General features: G+C 43.9%; 16 protein-coding genes. 9 read left to right on the top strand and 7 right to left on the bottom strand.

Annotated features, from left to right (window positions below):
* Positions 1–160: 160 nt before the first annotated feature.
* The 3 genes from AC5JM2_RS02345 to AC5JM2_RS02335 form a co-directional block, all read right to left on the bottom strand.
* Entirely contained in the window at positions 161–1,276 is a 1,116-nt protein-coding gene (locus AC5JM2_RS02345; protein ID WP_495833305.1) for an iron-containing redox enzyme family protein, read from the bottom strand.
* Positions 1,277–1,550: 274 nt separating this feature from the next.
* On the bottom strand, positions 1,551–3,416 hold the full coding sequence (locus AC5JM2_RS02340; protein ID WP_495833304.1) for a peptidoglycan D,D-transpeptidase FtsI family protein: 1,866 nt from the start codon (positions 3,414–3,416) through the stop codon (positions 1,551–1,553).
* A 399-nt stretch (positions 3,417–3,815) separates the two neighbouring features.
* On the bottom strand, positions 3,816–4,517 hold the full coding sequence (locus AC5JM2_RS02335) for a hypothetical protein (protein ID WP_495833303.1): 702 nt from the start codon (positions 4,515–4,517) through the stop codon (positions 3,816–3,818).
* A gap of 485 nt (positions 4,518–5,002) precedes the next feature.
* Here AC5JM2_RS02335 and AC5JM2_RS02330 point away from each other — a divergent pair, with 485 nt between their 5' ends.
* The 4 genes from AC5JM2_RS02330 to AC5JM2_RS02315 all read left to right on the top strand — a co-directional run bounded on the left by AC5JM2_RS02330 (position 5,003) and on the right by AC5JM2_RS02315 (position 10,077).
* Entirely contained in the window at positions 5,003–5,266 is a 264-nt protein-coding gene (locus AC5JM2_RS02330; protein WP_495833302.1) for a hypothetical protein, read from the top strand.
* 817 nt (positions 5,267–6,083) lie between these two features.
* Positions 6,084–6,401: a hypothetical protein gene (locus tag AC5JM2_RS02325; RefSeq protein ID WP_495833301.1), complete on the top strand. Its 318-nt coding sequence runs from the start codon at positions 6,084–6,086 to the stop codon at positions 6,399–6,401.
* 345 nt (positions 6,402–6,746) lie between these two features.
* Positions 6,747–9,032 (top strand): 1,4-alpha-glucan branching enzyme, encoded by a 2,286-nt coding sequence (gene glgB, locus AC5JM2_RS02320; RefSeq protein ID WP_495833300.1) that lies wholly within the window; start codon positions 6,747–6,749, stop codon positions 9,030–9,032.
* A gap of 298 nt (positions 9,033–9,330) precedes the next feature.
* Positions 9,331–10,077, top strand: coding sequence for a thioesterase II family protein (locus AC5JM2_RS02315; protein ID WP_495833299.1), 747 nt, complete (start codon positions 9,331–9,333; stop codon positions 10,075–10,077).
* A gap of 6 nt (positions 10,078–10,083) precedes the next feature.
* Here AC5JM2_RS02315 and AC5JM2_RS02310 read toward each other — a convergent pair whose 3' ends face one another.
* Positions 10,084–10,728: a sigma-70 family RNA polymerase sigma factor gene (locus AC5JM2_RS02310; RefSeq protein WP_495833298.1), complete on the bottom strand. Its 645-nt coding sequence runs from the start codon at positions 10,726–10,728 to the stop codon at positions 10,084–10,086.
* 110 nt (positions 10,729–10,838) lie between these two features.
* Between AC5JM2_RS02310 and AC5JM2_RS02305 the strand changes: the two genes are divergently transcribed.
* Together AC5JM2_RS02305 and AC5JM2_RS02300 are read left to right on the top strand one after the other, a co-directional pair.
* On the top strand, positions 10,839–11,573 hold the full coding sequence (locus AC5JM2_RS02305; protein ID WP_495833297.1) for an HAD family hydrolase: 735 nt from the start codon (positions 10,839–10,841) through the stop codon (positions 11,571–11,573).
* A gap of 220 nt (positions 11,574–11,793) precedes the next feature.
* The gene (locus AC5JM2_RS02300; RefSeq protein WP_495833296.1) at positions 11,794–11,928 is read left to right on the top strand and encodes a hypothetical protein; all 135 of its coding nucleotides are present in this window, start codon (positions 11,794–11,796) and stop codon (positions 11,926–11,928) included.
* Positions 11,929–12,065: 137 nt separating this feature from the next.
* On the opposite strand, the gene AC5JM2_RS02295 is transcribed toward AC5JM2_RS02300, so the two are convergent.
* From AC5JM2_RS02295 to AC5JM2_RS02285, 3 genes are all read right to left on the bottom strand, one after another.
* On the bottom strand, positions 12,066–15,740 hold the full coding sequence (locus tag AC5JM2_RS02295; protein WP_495833295.1) for an NACHT and WD repeat domain-containing protein: 3,675 nt from the start codon (positions 15,738–15,740) through the stop codon (positions 12,066–12,068).
* A 9-nt stretch (positions 15,741–15,749) separates the two neighbouring features.
* Positions 15,750–16,841: a CHAT domain-containing protein gene (locus AC5JM2_RS02290; RefSeq protein ID WP_495833335.1), complete on the bottom strand. Its 1,092-nt coding sequence runs from the start codon at positions 16,839–16,841 to the stop codon at positions 15,750–15,752.
* Between the two features lie 208 nt (positions 16,842–17,049).
* A complete protein-coding gene (locus AC5JM2_RS02285) occupies positions 17,050–19,854 on the bottom strand; it encodes a zinc-dependent metalloprotease (RefSeq protein ID WP_495833294.1) in 2,805 nt (934 codons plus the stop codon).
* A 225-nt stretch (positions 19,855–20,079) separates the two neighbouring features.
* Here AC5JM2_RS02285 and AC5JM2_RS02280 point away from each other — a divergent pair, with 225 nt between their 5' ends.
* From AC5JM2_RS02280 to AC5JM2_RS02270, 3 genes are all read left to right on the top strand, one after another.
* A complete protein-coding gene (locus AC5JM2_RS02280) occupies positions 20,080–20,382 on the top strand; it encodes a hypothetical protein (protein ID WP_495833293.1) in 303 nt (100 codons plus the stop codon).
* Between the two features lie 77 nt (positions 20,383–20,459).
* Positions 20,460–20,795 (top strand): DUF2281 domain-containing protein, encoded by a 336-nt coding sequence (locus AC5JM2_RS02275; protein ID WP_495833292.1) that lies wholly within the window; start codon positions 20,460–20,462, stop codon positions 20,793–20,795.
* A complete protein-coding gene (locus AC5JM2_RS02270) occupies positions 20,795–21,238 on the top strand; it encodes a PIN domain-containing protein (protein WP_495833291.1) in 444 nt (147 codons plus the stop codon). Before AC5JM2_RS02275 ends, AC5JM2_RS02270 begins: the two co-directional genes overlap by 1 nt.
* Positions 21,239–21,432: the final 194 nt, after the last annotated feature.

Here is a 21,432-nt window from a genome sequence, read left to right as displayed (position 1 = left end):
TTCACTATCTGTAGATTACATTTGTTATGAAGGGCAGTGCTCACCCTAGGAAATTTTGCAAAAAGGCAAGCACAAACTGTTCTTAAGCCAAGCAATTGATGACTAAAGAAATAGTTTGCTCTTAGGTAAAGACTAATGAGTTTCTAACTTTTAAGATGTTTTAGATAGATGAGGCAGCTTGTTCTGCTTCACGTATTGATTGGACAACAGCAAAGCTCGCGCGATCGCCCATCAGCTTTTCTTGGTCGTACCCCAACACTAGTTCCCACGCCTCATTGGGATACATTTGGGCTAAAGGTAAAGCCACATCATCCAACATCCAGCGTCCGTGGCGTTCATCTTCCCGAATGTGCAATTCCCAATAACCCATCGCTGCGTCAGACAGTCCAAGTCTTTGTGCTGCAGCAAGATAGTTTCTATAAGCCGCAGGTCCTGCTATCTCAAAATAGGTTAACCCACCACTATACCGTAGGAAATGACGCTTGCACTCAGTCAGTAGAAAGTTCTGATTAGCGCAGGCCAGAACTTCCCAAGGAACTAAATCGAAATATCCTTCTGGTTCAGTATTCATCCCAAATTCAGTCAGCATTTGGGCAAAAAATGTAGAGTGCTTGCGAGAAAAACGACCGTTGCCGTACTCTTCCAACAGGACTCGCACCAAAGTACACTGTACTTGATTAGCAGCGCCACCCAAAATGCGGGAAAGACGACTACCTTCCACTAAACCGTCAAACGAGCCAATAGCCAGTAAGTGACGGTAGCCAGCCTCGCTCATTTCCTCCCGGATGTAGCGACTATCTTCTGATAAAGGCGGTTCTAAATCGTAAGCACCACGCTCAACGAGAGCTTGCTTAACATCTAGTTGTTGCAATGCAGCCACATCGATTTGTCCAAGTTCCCACTCTTGCCAAGCTGTCTCAATTTGGTCACGCACCTTATGTAAGTAAGGAGAACGCTCGTTTATGTAGTGGCGTAGATCATCGTACCAAAACAGATTTAATCGATTAATGCGATATAGTATGCGTTGGAGAAAACGATGGGCTGCATCATCACCAGCGCCATTTTGATAAGCAGCAGAAATTGCTACACCGAGTGTGTCTTCAAACTCGTTCTTCTGTGAGGGATCTGCATCTAGTTTTTTGTCTAAATTTTCTGTTGCCAGCAGTTCTATAAATTGCTGCTCAACAATATCGTAATTTATACTTACTTTTTCTGGTATCTGCGTACTCTTTGCTTCAACCTCGGCGAGAGGAGATATCATTAAATTGCTTTGCATGGAACATTTTACTAGTAAAGGCTGGCATGAAATTATTTCAGCGTCTACTATCTAGATTTCCATTAAGTCAATTTAAGTACATCTCCCACGAGTGATAAAGAAAAATTAAGTTATTGATAAAAAATTCAGTATACAGGCATACAAAGATCAGGAGATGGGGAGATTCAAAATTTTGAATTTTGAGTTGATATGCTGCTTGTCACGCCAGTCCAGAAGGGCGGAGGACACCTCCGCAAGGGACAACTCTTGGCACAAAGGCTGGCTCCGCTTTTGTTCAACGCGGACTGGTAGGTGCTTGATTGGCAGGTATTTGAGTCATTAGTTTACTTGGTGGAATTTGTTCAATAGTAATCAGTGCTTCCATCACTGACTTAGCAACGGGTGCTGCTACAGTACCACCATAGGCATTTTGACCCCTGGGATCATCAATCAATGCCAACACAACATAGCGGGGAGATTCCACAGGTAAAATACCCACAAAGCTAGTGATTTTAGCTCCGATGATGTAGCCACCAGCGCGACTAGCTTTTTCGGCTGTGCCAGTTTTGCCTGCGATGCGATATCCACGAATTTGTGATTCTTTCCCTGTTCCGTCATCAACCACAGTTTCCATCATCTCTACAACTTTTCGGGCAGTCGTCAATGAGAAGATTTGACGGGGTGCAGCTCGATTGGGTGAGTAGTGGATCTGCCCTTTGGTATCTACCAATCCCTGGACTACGTGGGGTGTGACCAATTTACCCCCATTCGCTAAAGCACCAAGCATTTGCACCAACTGCAACGGTGTCAACGAAAAGCCTTGACCAAAAGAGGTCGTTGCTGGTTCAACTGGTGTAGCAAGAAATTCTTGCTGGCTTTTAAGCTGACTGCTAACAGTGAAGGGTAAATCTGTATCAACGCTTTGCCTTAAACCCAAACGTTCCAACCAACCGTAGTAGACAGAGGGTTGCATTCTTTGGATAATTTTCACCATGCCTATATTACTGGAGTGCTGCAAAACCTGAGCGATGTTTATCCGCCCGTAACGTTTGTTTTCAGCATTCTTGATTGTTCTGTCACCTACTTGAATGTAACCAGGGTCATTAAACATATCTTCAGGTTTAATAATGCCAGCTTCCAAACCAATAGCTACATTCAAAGGTTTGAAAGTTGAACCTGGTTCATAGAGATCTGCTACTGTCCAGTTTTTAAATAAAGAGATATCGGCTTTAGAGTATTCGTTTGGATTATAAGTGGGCTGAGAAACCAAAGCGAGTAGCGAACCATCCCACGCATCCATAACAATCACTGCCCCTCGTTTTGCTCGGTACTTTTGTATTTGTGCCTTAAGAGCAAAGCGGGCAACTCTTTGTAGACGGCTGTCTATAGTCAGTTGTAGTCGCAGATCATCAGAATTGAATAAACCGTCTGGAGCATAATCTGGCATCAGCGACCCGTTACCTGTTCTGCTGAGCCGTACCATATTCATAGAACGTTCTAGCAACTTCTCTTGGCTGTACTCCACACCAGCCTGACCACGACGGTCAAGATTAACATAACCTACTACTTCTGCAGCTAAATCCTGCTGTGGGTATAATCGGGAGTATTTTTGAATTGACTCTAGACCATTGAGATGTAGTGAAGAAATACGATCTGCAATTTCTTCTGACAAGGCATTAGCAAGTGTAATACCGCTTTTTTTACTGTCAAACTTTTTTTCTAACTCATCAGCATCTTGATCCAGTATTGGCGAGAGCAGTTCTGCCATCTGGTTGTTAGACTTTTCAAAGAGTTTGGGATGAGCATACAAAGTATATACCGGACGGTCAATTGCCAGCAAATCTTTATTGCGATCCACCACTGGGCGACGGGGTATAAAAGGTCGCAAATTCACCATTTGTTGGTTTCGCGCCTTTTCTGTTAGCTTTGCTCCCCGTATAATTTGTAAATTGTATAAATTAACACCTAAACCGAATCCAGCCGCAATCAGAAAGCTCCAAACAATGAGAAGTCTAAATTTTATGTTGGGTGGTTGCTCTTGCGTGGAGTCAGCAAGTTTGCCATTCGCCTCTCGTCTCGAACCCTTCTGTTGTCGCTTCTTGAATGATGGTTTCGGAAAGTTAAAGTTTTTTAATTTTGTTCTGCTTGATGATTTTGGCATGAAAATAGTCCTTTGTCCTTTGTCCTTTGTCTTTTGTCTAAGTGCCAATGACCCTTCGGGTGTGCGCAAAGCGCACGCCTTACGGCGTTAGCGCAGCGTCTGGTGGAGGAGATACGCCAGATGCCTGGCTGTCGGGAAAACGCCACATGCGACAGATTGCGGGAAGCCCTCCGGGGATGACCTATGCCCTGCGGGCACGCTGCGATAGCCGTAAGGCATGGCGGAACGCCATAGAGCGGGGGTGCCTCTTTCAGAGGAACTTCGCTCTTCGCAATCGACGCTCACCGCCAAGACTGCGACCCCCTCACCTTCTGGTGCGCGTCTAAGCCTGTGAAAGCCTAGTCGAGCAGTAGCTCCCCTCCCGCAGCACTGGTCTCACAAATGACAAATGACAAATAACTAATATCCCAGTGGATTAGGGGTATGCTGTTGTATTTCGGAATTTGGTGCTGTGGTGGGTACTGAGTTAGGCTCAACAGGTGCTGGATTCAAAAAAATCATTTTATCGGGAGAAGGCGATACGAGTTTGGCAGGTGGACGTTCTGCTTCTTGTGCCATTTTGTTTTTTAGTACCTCGTTAGTGGTCATCAATTGGCGCTCATGGCGTTGCAAGTTTTGCATTTTACGGTATGCTTGACTCCAGAGTTGTTGAGAATACACAGTCCAACCATAAACCACAAGTGTTACACTTACCAGTGCAAACGCCATAATTGAAGAATAACGATGTAAAGTATACAAGCGCAGCAGCCAGGAAGGTACGGACTCAGCAGATGGCATCACGGGCACAGTTGACGCTTTTTGTTTGCCGGGGTCTGACACTGATGTTGTTGTCTGTTTCTTGGCGCTAGAACCTTCCCTTGCAAGTTCTTGTGGAGAGAGTGACGATTTTTTTGACGAAACCCCTTGTTTTCTGGTGGATACTGGTGTATACACAGCAGGCAGATCAACATTTGAAGTTTTTAACTGCTTTGCCTCTGGGACTTTTTCAGGTTTGGTGGACGCTTTTTTTTGTTGAGCAGAGCGACGTTTTCTGCGACTTTTCACTTCTGTCGGGAGCCTACCGCCCGTCGGATAAACATCTGATTTACGTGCTACAGCCATAATTGTTTGGAATTTTTGGATTATGAGACTTTACTGTATGCTCATTGTCTGTTTTTACTCTTGTTATTATTGCCCATCAGACAATAACCACAAATAACACCATTAACTCGGTCAATATATTGTGATAGGTAGGCGCACTAATCTTTGTATCCTTAAGAAACATGGCTTCCTAAAGAAATTTAGATTTCTTGATAGTTTTGGAATCAACCCTGAATATCTTGAGTGCTCAGGTATCGTATTTAAAAGTATGACAACGCATTGTCACTATAAGCAAGAGTATGCGAATAAAATCGGAATTTTTGGTATGATATCGCGCTCCGTGACTTAATTTGGTAATGCTACCCTAAACAATTAAGTTACCCTACAATAAACTCAGGAATTTTGCTTAAATCTGTGATATCAAGTCACTTAAAAAAAAGCAACAGATAGGGTATCTTAATCAACAGACTAAAATAGTTCTTGCCGCAATTGGTGAAAGAGGAGTTATGAAAGTAAAAATCGTTAGTCTTGCATTAATTCTTGGTCTGGCCGCAGCTCTCGGAGCTTGTGAGGGTGGCGGTGGAGCACCCGAAGCCAGTCCTGGAGGTGCTGGAGGTGCTGGAGGTACTGCTACTACGCCTGCTGAGCCATCAGACGGTGCTAGCCCTTCTGGTGGTGGTATGACAACTACCCCTCCCGCAGCTGGTGGCACTACAGCTACTCCTCCCACCTCTGCTACTACTCCTGCTACGCCAAGCAAGACTCCTTAATAGCAGTCTCAAAACAGCTAAAACACTTTGTTGTAGTGAGGAGCACTACATTGGTTGAGTTGATACTCTCAAACTCATAGATCTAGACGGCTATGTTTTAAGAGTGCATTAAGTTAATCACGCTCGCTGACCCTTACGGGTTTGCAGTCGCTTCAACGGGACGGCACGTGCGTGAATGTCGGCTAAGCCGGACGCCCTTCGGGTATACGCTTTGCGCACGCCTTACGGCTAACGCCAGTCGCCAAGGTCGGGAAAACGCGCTGTGTTCTACTTGGGGAGACCCCAAGACGAGCCACTGCTGTAGGACGGTCTCCCGCTCTCACGGCATGTGGCGTCGGCACTGGCTCCCCTCCTGCGCCGTGCTAGTCTCACCAGATACCTAGGTCGGGAGTGCCTCATAGAGAATTCCCAAAGGTGCGCTACTCACAATTTGTATTAACCTACCTAATCTGGAAAAGTGCCCAGCCAGTAGCACCATTACTTGCTAGACTTTGACAACAACTTCCCCAAGAAACCCGGTTTCATAAAGAAACCGGGTTTCTTGGCAGGTAAGCTGCTGGAAAGATAAAAATATAGGAAGTAGAAGACTAGGATCTGTTCAAAATTCATGCATTCAAAATATGCCTCTGCCACGCTCTAGGCTCACAAAAAGAAGAAACTTTCTTCGATCAAGCATCCTGCCAGTTGACTGTACGTATTTATTATGTTGTTTTTGATACTTAAAAAGATTGCGACAGATAGAACCTATATATGAGCCATCATGTGTCGCATTCTTTTTTCAAAACGGTATTAGCTTATGACCGGGAATAGAGGGAAAATGAGAAAAGTGATAAAGTTTCTGCTTTTAATTGTCTGTACTAGCATATTGGTAGGGTTAAGCACTTCACAGGGAGCATTGGTCATGGCATTACCGCCAGAACAAGATTTACCAGAAGAAATATTGCGAACCCAGGTTATTACAACAGCGCGATCGCCTGTTGATGGTAAGCCCCTAACTGCTGGAGAATACGCTCAATTGCAAGCCCAGTTGCAAAAAGCTCCCCCACCAAAACTTGATCCGCGAATTCAAGATCAAGTTTTTCTGATACGACTGCGTAAGACATTGCTTCAGCTTTTCCCATTTTTAGATATTTGATATCAAGTCCAGTTGATTAGTTATTATTCCTAAATCTATGCAGAAACCGAAAACCCTTTCTCCGGTGCTCTTTTCCCCCTGCTCCCGAAGAGTCTTAATGATAAGTCTTTAACCGGACACGATATGAAGGGTATGGGGATAAAACAATGAGTGCACATCATCCCACGTTCACTACTCACTCAACCGATGAAGCACATTCTTCCAAAGGTACTCCTTCCAAGGTACGATCACTATCACAACAAAATTTGCAAAGAAATGTAAAGAATGTAAAGAATATATATAGACGTTTTACAAAGCAAATTTACTTAATCACTTTATTCAACGAACGTAGGTAGCTCCATGTCTATGACCACGATAGCCCCAGAACAAGTTAACAGCATCGTTTGGAATCAACATCAAGATCCGTTTGAAGTACTAGGTGCCCATCCTATAGAACAGAATGGTAAAAGCTTTTGGGCTGTGCGAGCCTACCTACCAAGTGCGAGTGAGGCGTGGGTTATCCTTCCTGAAGAACGGAAGGAATACCCAATGGAAGCGGTGCATCATCCCCACTTTTTTGAATGCACGATAGAAACAAATGAACTGGCGAACTACCAGTTACGGATAAAAGAAGGGGAACACGAACGAGTCATGTATGACCCTTACGCTTTCCCTTCTCCCCGCCTGACTGAATTTGATTTGCACTTGTTTAGCGAAGGTAACCATCACCGGATTTACGAAAAACTGGGAGCACACCCCACAGAAATCAACGGTGTTAAAGGCGTTTATTTTGCTGTTTGGGCACCGAACGCCCGTAATGTGTCAATTTTAGGAGATTTCAATCTTTGGGACGGTCGCAAACACCAGATGCGTAAAGGTCACACTGGGATTTGGGAATTGTTCATTCCCGAACTTGGTGTAGGAGAGAGTTACAAATACGAAATTAAAAACTTTGAAGGACACATTTACGAAAAATCTGATCCCTACGGTTTTCAACAAGAACCCCGCCCCAAAACCGCATCCATTGTCACTGATTTGGATGCCTACACCTGGAGTGATCAACAGTGGCTGGAAAAACGGCGTAACAGCGATCCCCTCACCGAACCCCTTTCAGTTTACGAACTGCATTTAGGTTCTTGGTTACATGGATCTAGTGCAGAACCACCACTACTGCCCAATGGTGAAACCCAGCCAGTCGTCACAGTTTCAGAACTCAAGCCAGGCGCACGCTTCCTAACATACCGGGAACTAGCAGAACGGCTTATTCCTTACGTTAAAGATTTAGGATATACCCACATTGAAGTGCTGCCTGTTGCTGAGCATCCCTTTGATGGTTCTTGGGGTTATCAAGTCACTGGGTATTATGCTCCCACCTCCCGTTTTGGTAGACCAGAAGACTTTATGTACTTCGTTGACCAATGCCACAAAAATGGTATTGGGGTGATTGTAGATTGGGTTCCCGCTCACTTCCCCAAAGATGGTCATGGTTTAGCATTCTTTGATGGTACTCACCTTTACGAACACGCTGACCCCCGCAAAGGCGAACACAAGGAATGGGGTACTCTCGTGTTCAACTACTCCCGCAACGAAGTCCGAAATTTTTTGGCAGCAAATGCCCTCTTCTGGTTTGACAAATTCCATATTGATGGTATTCGCGTTGATGCTGTCGCCTCAATGCTTTATCTTGACTATTGCCGCGAAAATGGAGAATGGGTTACCAACCAGTACGGCGGTAGAGAAAACCTGGAAGCTGCAGATTTTCTGCGTCAGGTCAATCACACTATTTTCAGCTATTTCCCTGGTATTGTCTCAATTGCCGAAGAATCCACCTCATGGCCAATGGTATCTTGGCCTACCTACACCGGAGGCTTGGGTTTTAACTTGAAGTGGAATATGGGTTGGATGCACGATATGCTGGACTACTTCAGCATGGACCCCTGGTTCCGCCAATTCCACCAAAACAATCTCACCTTTAGTATGTGGTATCACCACAGCGAGAACTACATGCTGGCACTGTCCCACGATGAAGTGGTGCATGGTAAGAGCAATATTATCGGCAAAATGCCTGGAGATAGATGGCAGAAGTTCGCTAACGTGCGTTGTTTGTTTGCTTATATGTTTACTCACCCAGGTAAGAAAACCATGTTTATGAGCATGGAATTTGGACAGTGGAGTGAGTGGAATGTCTGGGGTGACTTGGAATGGCAGCTATTCCAGCATGAGCCACACCAACAGCTAAAACAGTTTTTCAAAGAGCTAAACCATCTTTACCGCTCCGAACCAGCTTTGTACACCCAAGATTTTGGCCGCGAAGGGTTTGAGTGGATTGACTGTAGCGATAACCGCCACAGCGTAGTTTCTTTTATCCGTCACGACAAGGATTCCGATAATTTCGTTGTTGTGGTTTGCAACTTCACACCTCAACCCCATTCCCACTATCGTATCGGTGTTCCAGAACTAGGATTTTACACTGAACTATTCAACAGTGATGCTCGTCAGTATGGCGGTAGCAATATGGGTAACTTAGGCGGTAAGTGGACGGATAATTGGTCACTTCACAATCGTTCATACTCGCTGGATTTATGTTTGCCACCCTTGGGAGTATTAATCCTCAAGTTAGATAAGGAGAAAACAGCACAGATGATGGAATGATTACTCATTCGTCATGAAATCAGTGAACAGGGAACAGGGAACAGGGAACAACTGATAACTGATAACCCTATGGCTAACGCCACGCCTTACGGCTATCGGGGAGAACCTCCGGTTCCGCTGCGCTAACGCAGTCGCCTAGGTCGGGAGACCCTCCTGCGCCGTGCTGGCTCACTGGTAACTGTATTTGTAGGTTGGGTTGAATATATGAGAACTGACCAAGCAAAGTTGAGTTTCTTTGTTTAATCCAATCTCTGTAATAACACTTAGCAGCTTGCTTATCATTCTTAATTGCTAACTGATGTTTACCTGTCCCAAGCCAAATCCTCAAGCTAAACTACGGCTATTTTGTTTCCATCATGCTGGAGGTGGGGCTTTAAGCTTTCGCCCCTGGTTAAATTATTTACCATCCTCTGTGGAAGTTTGTCTGATTGAACTACCTGGACGTGGAACACGGATGAAGGAGGCTTTGTTCACTCAGTTTGAACCCTTAATTCAGGCGCTAGAAAAAGCCCTGTTGCCAAGCCTCAATAAACCTTTCATCTTCTTCGGTCATAGCATGGGCGCAGCGGTTAGCTTTGAACTTGCCCGACGACTTTATCAAAATTATCGCTTGACTCCATTACATTTATATGTATCTGGTCACCGCGCTCCACAAATTCCCGATCCAGAACCACCTATTCACGATTTGCCAGAACCAGCATTCTTAAATGAACTACGCCGCTATAACGGCACGCCCAAAGAAGTACTAGATAACTCCGAACTCATGGAACTGCTTGTTCCAATCCTGCGCGCAGATTTTGCTGTTCTGGACAATTACCTCTACACTCCCTCTGCGCCACTAGATTTTCCCATTACTGCCTTTGGGGGCTTACAAGATTGGAAAGTCACTCGTGAAAATTTAGCAGGTTGGCAACAACAGACTAATGGTGCTTTTTCACTACAGATGTTTCCTGGAGATCATTTTTTTGTGTACTCATCCCAGTCACTCCTGCTACAGCGGCTTTGCGAAGAACTGGATAGCTATATTAGCAAGTTTGTTGTGTAATTTTTTCTAAAAATACCCTTCTTTCTCAGCAAATTTTCGTAAACGGGGAAGACACTGCCGTTGATAAAAACTACTCAAAGTGGAAACAGGCAACTTAAACTCCGCTGATAGTTCCTTCCAACTCACTTCTGGTGGCATACGTTTCAAAATTAACATTTGACAATTCACTTGCGGATGTCCTTGAATGTATGTCTGGCGCAGTTCTCCATCAGCGTCTTTCTTTGCCCAGGATCTAACGTTTTCTAAAATAGGAGGAATATCAGGTTCAGCAGCAAGGTTATCTACAGGATTAACAATTTCACTTGCTTCACCCGAACGAGACTGATTGATACTAGGAGAAACGATTCTGGCTTGTTGTCGTTGATGATCACGGTAAAAATCTTGCAGTCTGCGTTTGAGATAAACATTCAGCCAAGTTATAACACTACCTAAAGAAGAATCGTACCTCTGACCTGTTGTTCCTTCACAAATGTTGCGACAAAAATATAACCAAGTTTGTTGCAATGCATCCTGATAGTAAGGAGTCGTTTCCCTCCAGAGTTTGCTTGAGGTTAAGCGAATAACTCGCGTCAGCAGTTTTTGACGTTCTGGGCTTCCGGGTAGGTGTTGACAAGCTTCGTCAACTAAGCAGGATAACAGTTCCTCATCCATAGCATTTGTGGCAAAACAGCAAGCATTATCAGTATTGCTCAGAAACTGATTCTATAGTATTACCCCTCGTCGCGATATTATATGCTATGCCCCTTTATCAGAGGTCTGTTTTGGCAACTATTCAGTGTAGAAATGTAACGTTTTCCAATATCCAAGCGATTCTGTTTGACAAAAACGGTACGTTAGAAGACTCAGAAGCTGATTTACGTGCCTTCGCACAAAAAGCTGCACGGATAATTGATGCCCAAATTCCTGGAACTGGGGAACCGTTGTTAATGGCGTTTGGCGTTAATGGTGATCAGCTCGATCCAGCAGGTTTAATCTCGGTGGGGAGTCGTCGCGAAACAGAAATCGCTGCTGCAGCATATATTGCAGAAACTGGACGGAGTTGGTTTGAGTCGTTAACGATCGCCCGTCAAGCTTTGGACGATGCTGAAAAATACCTTGGCAATACGCCTTCACCTTTGTTTGTAGGTAGTTTGGAAGTGCTAAAGTCTTTGTCGGAAACTGGATTGAAATTAGGAATTCTTTCGGCGGCGACAACCCAAGAAGTGCGTGCTTTTGTCAAGCATCATCAATTAGGTGATTACCTTCAATTATCTATGGGAGTCGATAAGGGACCAAGTAAACCAGATCCAGTTTTATTTTTGAACGCTTGCCAAGCTTTAGGAGTCGAACCAAGTGCCACGCTGATGGTAGGAGATTCTGTCGGTGATATGCAAATGGCACGTAATGCCAAAGCTGCTGGTTGCATTGGTATCACTTGGGTGGGGAAGGCAGAGAATGTCAAAGGTGCGGATGTGGTGATAAATCGACTTGATGAAATTCAGGTTGTTAGTGAATAAAGTATGGTTCGATTCCTACAATTGCCCGTAACGGTACTGCGCTCCGCGCGTACGCGTAGCGTCAAGCCTCCGGCTTATCGCTTAATTCATACTTTGATTTAGCAACGCTTTCAAAAGTGCATAAGTTGATTTGAGTGAAGCCTATTTAAATATTGAGAAGGAAAACTTCTATCAAAGTTGTTCCACATCCAAAAATATTCTATATTATCTAGGTGAAATTATGACTATCCAAGTGAATGATCAACCTTCCCCTTCCGATAAATCCCAAAGTCCATCTTCTAATGTAGCTGGTGTACCTCCAGGACTAGGAGGTCGTGGTTTGCAGCCTAAAGGCAAGGAAGTGTCAACAAATTAGAAAATATTCCTCCAAAATAAACATTAGTTCAGACAGCTTAAGGCTTTGAGATTAGTTTTCAAAGATGTGTAAAAAATATAGAGCGGATTTCAACTGTATTGCAACAAAGTGACAGGCACTATAGTTTCTGGAGATGTCTATTTGATTCGACTTTCTCTAACATCATCGCAGAGATTCCTGTTTTTCTCTCTGCGATTTTCACTGGGGTTATGCAGGTAGTCCCATAGCCAATCGCAGCTTTTTGTAAGCAGTTCTTTGGTATCACCAATTTGCCACAATTTTATTGTGCCATCCGCTCTGCTACCAGCAAGCCATTGTCCATCCGGACTAAACGCCACGCTATAGACACTTCCTTGCTGCATAGAGATGGTAGCGATAAGTTTGCCCGTTAAATCCCACAACTTTGCGGTGCCGTCATCTCCGCCAGTAGCCAGTTGTTGACCACGTGGACTCAACGCTACGCTCCGGACTTTTCCTTGTTGCGTAGGAATGGTGGTAATGAGCTTGCCTGTCAAATCCCACAATTTTATGGTGCTGTCATCTCCGGCAGTGACCAATTGTTTGCCATCTGGGCTGAACGCTACGCTCAAAACACTTTCTTGTTGTGTAGGAATGGTGGTAATGAGCTTGCCTGTCAAGTCCCACAATTTTATGGTGCTGTCTTTTCCGGCAGTGACCAATTGTTTGCCATCTGGGCTGAAGACTACGCCATAGACACTTCTTTGTTGTGTAGCAATGCTGGTAATGAACTTGCCTGTCAAGTCCCACGATTTTATGGTGCTGTCTTTTCCGGCAGTGACCAATTGTTTGCCATCTGGACTGAACGCTAGGCTATAGAGCTCCCCTTGCTGTGTAGTTATCTTGGCAATGAGCTTGCCTGTCAAGTCCCACAGTTTTACGGTGTCCTGATATCCAGTGGTAGCAAGCTTTTGACCATCTGGGCTAAAGACCACGCTCCAGACACTTGCTTGCTGTGTGGTCATCTTAGCAGTGCGATTGCCTGCTAAGTCCCACAGTTTTGCGGTGCTGTCATCTCCACCGGTTGCCAACCGTTGACCATCCGGACTGAAGACCACGCTATAGACAGGTCCTTGCTGTGTGGCAATCGAAGTCACAGGTTTGCCCAAATCCCATAGCTTAGTAGTACCATCAGATCCACCAGTAGCTAGCCATTGACTCTTTGGACTGAATGCCACACTCAAGACACTGCCCTGCTGTGTAGCAATCGAAGTAATGGGTTTGCCCGTTAAATCCCACAGTTTTATAGTGGCGTCAGGTCCAGCAGTAACTAACCGCTGACCATTCGGACTGAACGCCAAGCTCCAAACTTGCTCGTGTTGTGTAGCAATTGAAGTAATGAGTTTGCCCGCTAAGTCCCACAGTTTAATCGTACCGTCGTTGCCAGCAGTGGCAATACGTTGACCATCCGGACTAAACTTGACATCAAAAACACTCCCCTGGTGTGTAGCAATTGAAGTAATGGGTTTGCCCGTTAAGTCCCACAGTTTAGTCGTACCGTCGTTGCCAGCAGTGGCAATACGTTGACCATCTGGACTGAATGCTACTTCATTGAGGCTCTTCTGCTGTGTAGCAATCGAACTAATGGGTTTGCCCGCTAAGTCCCACAGTTTAATCGTACCGTCGTTGCCAGCAGTGGTAATACGCTGACCATCCGGACTAAACACCACACCATAAACACTTTTCTGCTGCGTGGCAATCGTGACAAGGGGATGGCCTGCCAAATCCCACAGAGTCGTACCATCGTTGCCAGCAGTGGCAATACGCTGACCATCTGGACTAAACGCCATGCTATAAACTTCTTTTTGGTGCGTGGTAAATTTGACAGTAAGTTTGCCTGTCAAGTCACACAATTTTACATCGCCGTTAAGTCCGACAATTGCCAACCGCTGACCATCCGAGCTAAACACCACTTTCCGAATACTTGTCTTCTGCATACTTTGCCATCGGTTGCGTTCTCGGATCTCACTCGCAACCCAAATCAGCATACCAACAGTCTGATCATTTACATCCTTGCGTCCAAACAACAGATGCCTACTTTGTTGCTCTGCATTCACAGCGTCTATCATCGCTTCAAGCGGCTGATTAGCGAGTAGATTCGCCTTTGCTGATTGGACTAAGGTTAAAATGTTGCGTTTTTGGGACTCTGTCCATTGAGCGAATGCAAAAATGCCTACAGCACTAATTAATAGCGCAGCACTCACTGCACCAGTTGCAATCCTCCTAGCTTGCCTGATCTCTCGTTGTCGAATGCGATCGCGCCTTCGTACACTAGCATCAATAAACTGATTGGCAATATCACAAAACCCACCCAATACCTGATTAAATACCTCATTCAGTCTAAGTTCCAAAGCTTGCTCTAGTCTCGAACCGCTCCACAATTCATCATCTGCTTTCTTTATTTGCCAGCGTGCGACATCTTCATTCAAACGGTTGCGCAGGGCGATCGCTTGACGGTTTTCTCCAATCCATTCATTCAACCGTGTCCAAGAAGTTAGCAAAGCTTCATGAGCAATTTCCACAGTGGAGACTTCAGACTGAGGTTGACGATTACTGACTAACAAGTTTTGATCAATCAACTGAGTCAACACTTTTTTTTCGAGTTCTTCGCTAAACTCAAATCGCGTCGCCCGTCTACGAACGGGTTTCCACTCGGTTCCCGATTCTTCATCCCCACCAATCTCAACTAACCTCAGAAAAATGCGTTTTGTGCACGTTTGCTCTTCTTTTGTCAAGTTGTTGTAAATTTTCTCAACTCGTTGGTGGAGTGCGCCCCACACGCCACCCAACTGCCGATAGGTACTAAGATTGAGAGTGCGATCGCCAATATCGTGATTTTTAACCTCTGTTTCCCACACTAAATTTAGTGTGTATTGCAACAACGGCAAATATCCTGCCTGTCCTTGTACATTTTTGATGATTTCTTCTACCAATCCCTTTTCAAATACCACTCCATGCTGAGCCGCAGGCTGTTCGATTGCTAACCGCAACTCATCTTGTTGCATCTCAGCAATAAATGGACGATGTTTATCTGTAGCTTTTACAAGCTGGGGATAAGGACTTAATTGATCGAGAAAATCAGCCCGCATTGTCGCTACAATTTTGACAGAACGCTGCTTAGTTTTACTCAATTGCACCAAGCTGGCGATAAATTGGTTACGCTTTTCTGGTTGAGTGGTAGTGAACAACTCCTCAAATTGGTCAATCAAGATGAACCAATAATCATCAGGCTGCTTGAGCCGAGTGACTACCTGAGTGAGCGTGCCTAGTTTCGCCTCACGAGCACCTTGAACTTGTGCTTGCTTATATTTACTGAGTAAACTAGCATAAAAAGATTCAAAAGGATCACCATCTGGAGTAAACGTCAGGTGTACAAATCGCGAACCCAATTTCTGTGACAGCCAGGGAATTAAACCCGCTCGCACGACTGATGACTTGCCACTACCACTAGCTCCTAAAAGTAAAATTAAGTTAGTTTGTTCTAGTTCATTGACCAAACCTGTGAGAAATTGGTCACGACCAAAAAATAAATCTTTATCTTCTGGCTCAAATTTCTTTAAGCCTTTGTAGGGTGAGGTTTCTATGAATTGACGGGTTTTAATCTCTTCAACAGCGATTTGTAAAATCTCTGTCTTGTTAAAAGTAACAATGTTGCTGTCACCCTCAATTTGGACATTATCATCGCCGATTGCAGCCAGCATTCCACCACCTAATGTGGAACCATCAACTTGCTGTGAAATTCCTGGCTGTTGCGCGGATGGTAGATTGCTTCTGGGATCCAAAGGCTGGTTCATAGGTTAGTCCTACTCTGGGAAGAAATTCTGAGCGATACCTAACCAAGTCGATAGTTGCATGAGTATTGCTTTTACATTCTCCCATAAGCCTTTAGTAGATGCCGAGGTTTCACTTATAGTTTTTAATGTTTCAGCCATGCGTTTGAGATTTCCAGCTGCGAACTGTTTATCTGGATCATTTGATTGAACTTCTTCAATAGATGCTGCCAAATACCTGAGTGATTTTTCTTTTGTGATAGTTGGCAATTCTGGGAATTCCTTTACCATCTGCTCAATTTGCACTAGCAAGTGAACGGCTTGTTGTTGGGTAAGCTGTTTTTCATTAGCAGAGGCAGTATTTTTAATCCTCATAGTTTGTTGGTTGTAGTCGCCTTGTACCGCTTGCATCCCACCGTACATTTGTCCACCACTCAGACTTTGAGAAATTCCACCATAGTATTTTGGCTGTGAGTTGTTTTCTGCTGATTTTGCCAGTACGACATCTCTGGAGTTGGTTTTGGGTTGTGTTTGTTCACCACTCGTTTGTTCTCCCCAACGGAGCAATCGCCGTCTTGCTTTGAGTACTGGTGTATCTGACTCTGGAATTCCCTGTAGATCAACAGAAGCACAACCCACTTCAAAACAATCCTCATAAGATCTGCCAGCACCCAGTGCATCATAAAATCCAATGGCAAACTCAATAGCAGCCACATCCCCAATTGCCTGATTCATGCCGACGACATAATCTATATGTTGGTGAATAGCTTCTGCTTGAGTTTGTGAATAACAGGCATTGAGTAAAACACACTCAATCTTGTCTTGAAACAATCCAAATAACCTTGCCAAAGGTTCTGTACTCACGAGTTGCACTTGCCCAGAATTATTCTCTAAAGCTAAGCCAGTACTACCTGAACCATGCCCAGAAAAGTGAACGATCGCCGGTTGGTATTCCAACAGTGCACGGCGCAGATCTTCAACTCGTATCGCAAGGGAGGTAACGATTTCAAACTGCTCTCGATTGTTAGCACGTTTGATCGCCGCCTTAATTTCCCGCACTTCTTGGTCTAGGCGCAGTTTATCTGTATTTTTAGGATTGGCTGATAATATTAAAATTTTTTTCATCATGTTATGTGTTCTGGAATACAGTTTTTGTATAAAATAGTTAATTCATGATGGCTACTTAATTGTTTGCTCACCTAAATCTTGAATAGTTGTCAGTCAAATCAACTTATGCAGCAAGTTTTAGGTTCTTTACTCAACAGCCAGGAGAAGAAAGAGCTAACGTTCGTTAACTCTTAATATTGCTGAATTCTGTATTCTGATATCAAAGTTAGTATGAAAGCAATTGTGCGTTTAAAGCTTTGGTAATGCGATCGCCACTTTCTTCCAAGTGAGCCAGCGTGTAAATATCCAAGTTGCCACTGTGTTGTTTAACACCAGCATCGATTGCTTTATGCAGTTGACGCAATTCATACCAAGCTATTGTACGACCATCTTCAGGCACATAAGTCTTACGCAACACCATGCTTAGTAAGATATTCAGATGTTCACGTTGCAGGGAACGGCGGATGCTAGAAATTGACATATGTGATTCAGAAGTGAAAACTTCTGTCCAAATGTCTTTTTGCAATGTGTCAAACAGTTCTGGTATTGTCAGGGATTCCCCAGGCAAAGTTTTTAGTTCTAGATCCCGTAAACGATTTAGGCGATCGCCACTTAATAAGCTTTGCAATATCACGCTTTGGATGTACAAAATCCGCTCATGAATTGGATAATCGAGACGGTAAACAGGTATGGGGTTACCCCAGTGTGAAAAACGTGATGGTGCTAATTGATTTAGCAAATGTGGAGAGAAACTGAACGCATTTTCTTCAAACACATACTCATGCAAATTTGTCAATACTTGACGTTGTTTTTCTAGAGGAACTGGTACAAAATGAGCATGAGTCTGATCTAAAGCATGGTGACGCCTAAAAGACTGCCCACCAATGTATTGAGTCAGCAAGGTGGCGTTACGGAAATAGTAGTTCAGTATTCTGTTAAATAACAGACGTAGATCACCATAACCTTCTGCTCTTAATGGAGAACCCTTATCCAAACGCTGCCACATCATCCGGGCATTATCCATTTGCCATTGAGAATAAACTAACACATCACTACTCATGTCCCAAATATTTGCCAGAGGATTGATATCCGAGATATCTTCATCAGTTGCGTAGGATAATTCTGGTTGAGGCGAGGCTAAAGCAATTTGCTCTAAAAAGGGCTTTTCAGTAACAGGAGTCATTGCTTCAAGCATGAAATTTGAGTATCTTTTGTAACCGTACTCAATAGCCCATTCATCGTAGGGACCAATAACCGCTGGAAAATAATCGCCTTGCTGTACTCCTTGTGGTGCTATGTTCACAGGTAGATAATCCATCACTGAACCTACCAAACCTTTGGTGTGAGTGATTTGTGTGTCGTTTAATTCCCGTGGCGCTAACATTGTGCTGCCGTGAAAATTGTGGCGTAAACCAAGAGTGTGTCCAACTTCATGAGCGATCAGAGAACGTAAATATTGATGTACGTACTTTTTCATTTGGTCACTACTTGGTGTAGCATCTTGCACGAGTGAGAGCGTTAATGCTCCCATTGCGGCTTGAAAAGATGACTCCATACTGTAGTAGAAGTCAGAATCATTAGACCAAGATTCTCTGTTTTCAACTCTTGATTTATGAATTCCAGTCGCGTAAGGCTGGTTTATTTTGACCCCTCGGCTCCCTTCGACTACGCTCAGGGCAAGCCGCTCGGGGTCAACTCCAGACTTTGCATAGATACTCGTGGAGTAGAGGTCGTCTGAATTTGCTTCTATTAATGTGTGATAATCTTGCTGAAGTGAACGCACCATATTGGCATCGACAATGATGTCTGCATCCAATATTTCCCCAGTGAATGGGTTAACGCGCATTGGTCCTCTGGCAAAACCTGCATCTAGAGAATTGAACCAGCGAATTGTGTTGTAACGCACATCTGCGGGATGCCAATCAGCATCATCTGGCATTTGGCGGACTTCAATGGCGTTTAGACATCCTACTTTTTCAAATGCTTTGTTCCACATCAAAACGCCTTCACGAACTGCGTCGCGGTATTCCAAGGGTACGGCATTTTCAATCCAAAACACAATCGGTTTTTTAGGTGGAGACAAAGCAGCATTTGGATCAGATAATTCCAGATGCCAACGATTGATGTAACGTACAAATGGTTCTTTGCTATGATTGCCAGAAAACTCTTGGAAGGCAGTAATAAAATATCCAACTCTGTCGTCAGCAAGTCTGGGAATATAACCGTTGTTTTCTCGGAGTTGAGAAAAACTATAATGTACTTTGAGCGTGAGTGCCCTGCTGTCAGGTAAAGTAATTAAATTTGCTCCTTCTGGTGATGAGAAACCATAAATAGAATCAATCTCTAGGTTGAAAGGAAAGCTGTTGACATCACCCAAATATGACTTATTTTCTTCTAACTGATATTCAGTTTGCAAAAAATATTTTAATAGAGGAGTTAATCCCGGAAAGTCCTGCATCAGCAGGTCATTTATATCAATAATAAGATTTTTACTGTATGGGTCGATACAAACTATATTCACTGCATAGAGAACAGAGTCGCTGAATGAACGAGCAAGCGATCGCTCTTCTGGTTGTCCCGCTTCTGTACGGAACTTCACATTACGAATGACAAAGTGCAAATTATTGTTAACTCGCTGGAAGTAGAACAGAAAATCTTGCAACGGGAGTCCACTATAAAGTCCGCTTTCCCCAACGCCTGACTCCAACGTCACGATACCCAAGTAATTTTTGTTGAGTTGTTCTGGCTTAATTTCCCAATAGATTTCGCCAGAATCTTTAGCGCGATAAAGCGTAAAAAGTCCCTCTAACTTATCTGCACCTTTAATTATCTCGCGAAATCTTCGGAAATCGTCTCTTCTGTTCTCTTTAAAGAGATTGTCAGCAATTGCTAACTTTTCCATTCCTGGAATTGTATTTAATTGCTGTACATAAACATCTGAAAGTTGGTTAGCTGCCGCGTCATTCGCTCCTAGCAACAGGTTGTAGAATAAGGCTATATATATTAATAATCTTGTTATCCAGTTTTTCATACTTCAGCTTCCCGTGGTAAAGCAGATATAAAATCTGCATCCCTCTAAAGTATTAATAGATTACCCGCTTTTCTCTTTGGAATAAAGTTATGTATTTTACCAAAGTTACTAGAAAAGTATGAGTTGATGACTGGTTAATTTGCCACCATCTCACCAAAGTTGTATATGTAGTTGCTCGCAATAGGCAGACGCCTTTATACATCGACAAATCCCCTACTGATTGATATGCGCGTTGCATTCATGTCGGGTATGTCCTCCCCAGGCGACTGGCGTGAAACCTCAAGGCGATCGCCCACTTTGTGCACAACAAAATTCTGTTATTCTGTTGGCATTGCTGATTTGAAGTATGAATTCAGCTTTGTCATGCTGAATGCAGCGGAGCGAAATGAAGCATCTGCGAGATTCTTCGCTTCACTAGTTCCTAAGAGGAACCGCTACGCTGCGTTACGCACCCTGCGGGAAGCCGCAAAGCGTCTACAGAATGACAATTCATACCCTGATTCAGCAACACCATTCTGTTCTTTGTAGCGTGCGCCGTCTTCGCATGCGTAGCAATAAAATCGTTAATATATCAGTTGAATAACGAAATTTTGTGACTAAGCATAATGACTATTAAACGACAACTTATTGAAGAAATTGAATCGACTTCAGAATCTCTGTTAGCAGAAACACTAGACTTTTTGCGCTTTTTGAAAACTCAGCAAGAGAAATCATCAGAAGCGATATCTCCACCTCACCAGAACGAATCGCCAACGTCTATTCATTCTTATGATTCACAGAAAACTTCATCTGAAGCATCTCAACTTTCTTACACTCCTGCTTCTGGGCGTTCTATACTCAGACATGCAGGAACATGGGCTGGTGATGACTACCAAGAGTGTCTAGAACTCGTTTATGCCTCTCGCGGTAAAGCAAAATTTGATGATAACGAGTTTGAGTAATGTATTTGTTGGATACGAATCACTGTAGCAGCATTCTCCTTGGAGAACCAAAGGTCATTCGTCGAGTTGCAGAGGTAGGAGAGTTCAATGTTTCAACTTGTGTGATTGTCCAAGGAGAACTTACCTACATGATGGAAAATTCTCGACAAAAGCAAACTAATCTGGCACGGTTGGCAGAATTTATTGAAGATATTCGCATCTATCATGTAGATAAAGATACTGCTACTATTTACGGTCAACTTAAGGCAGCTTTATTCAACCATTTTGGTCCAACAGAGAAAAGTAAGCGCAGAAAAACTAAAATCACTGATTTGGGATTTGATGAAAATGACCTTTGGATTGCTGCCATTGCTGTACAATACAATCTCACCGTAGTCTCAGCTGATAGTGACTTTGACTGCATTCAGCAAGTTAGAACGTTATCTTTAGAATCTTGGCTTTGAATGAAAGAGCGATCTGCCGAAGGCAGCAGCGAAGCTATCGCCACCTAAAAGCGCGTACTTTGCGCGATCGCCGCAATCCAACCTCACCCTCGCTTTTTACTGCGTAAAAATCTTTCCCTCTCCTTAAGGAGAGGGATGCCCGACAGGGCAGGGTGAGGTAACACGTATGAATGCAACACGCCCACCAATCCCAC

The organism is Brasilonema angustatum (assembly GCF_059505445.1).
The sequence above is the reverse complement of the archived record's forward strand: the minus strand, read 5'-3'. Positions and strand labels throughout refer to the sequence as shown.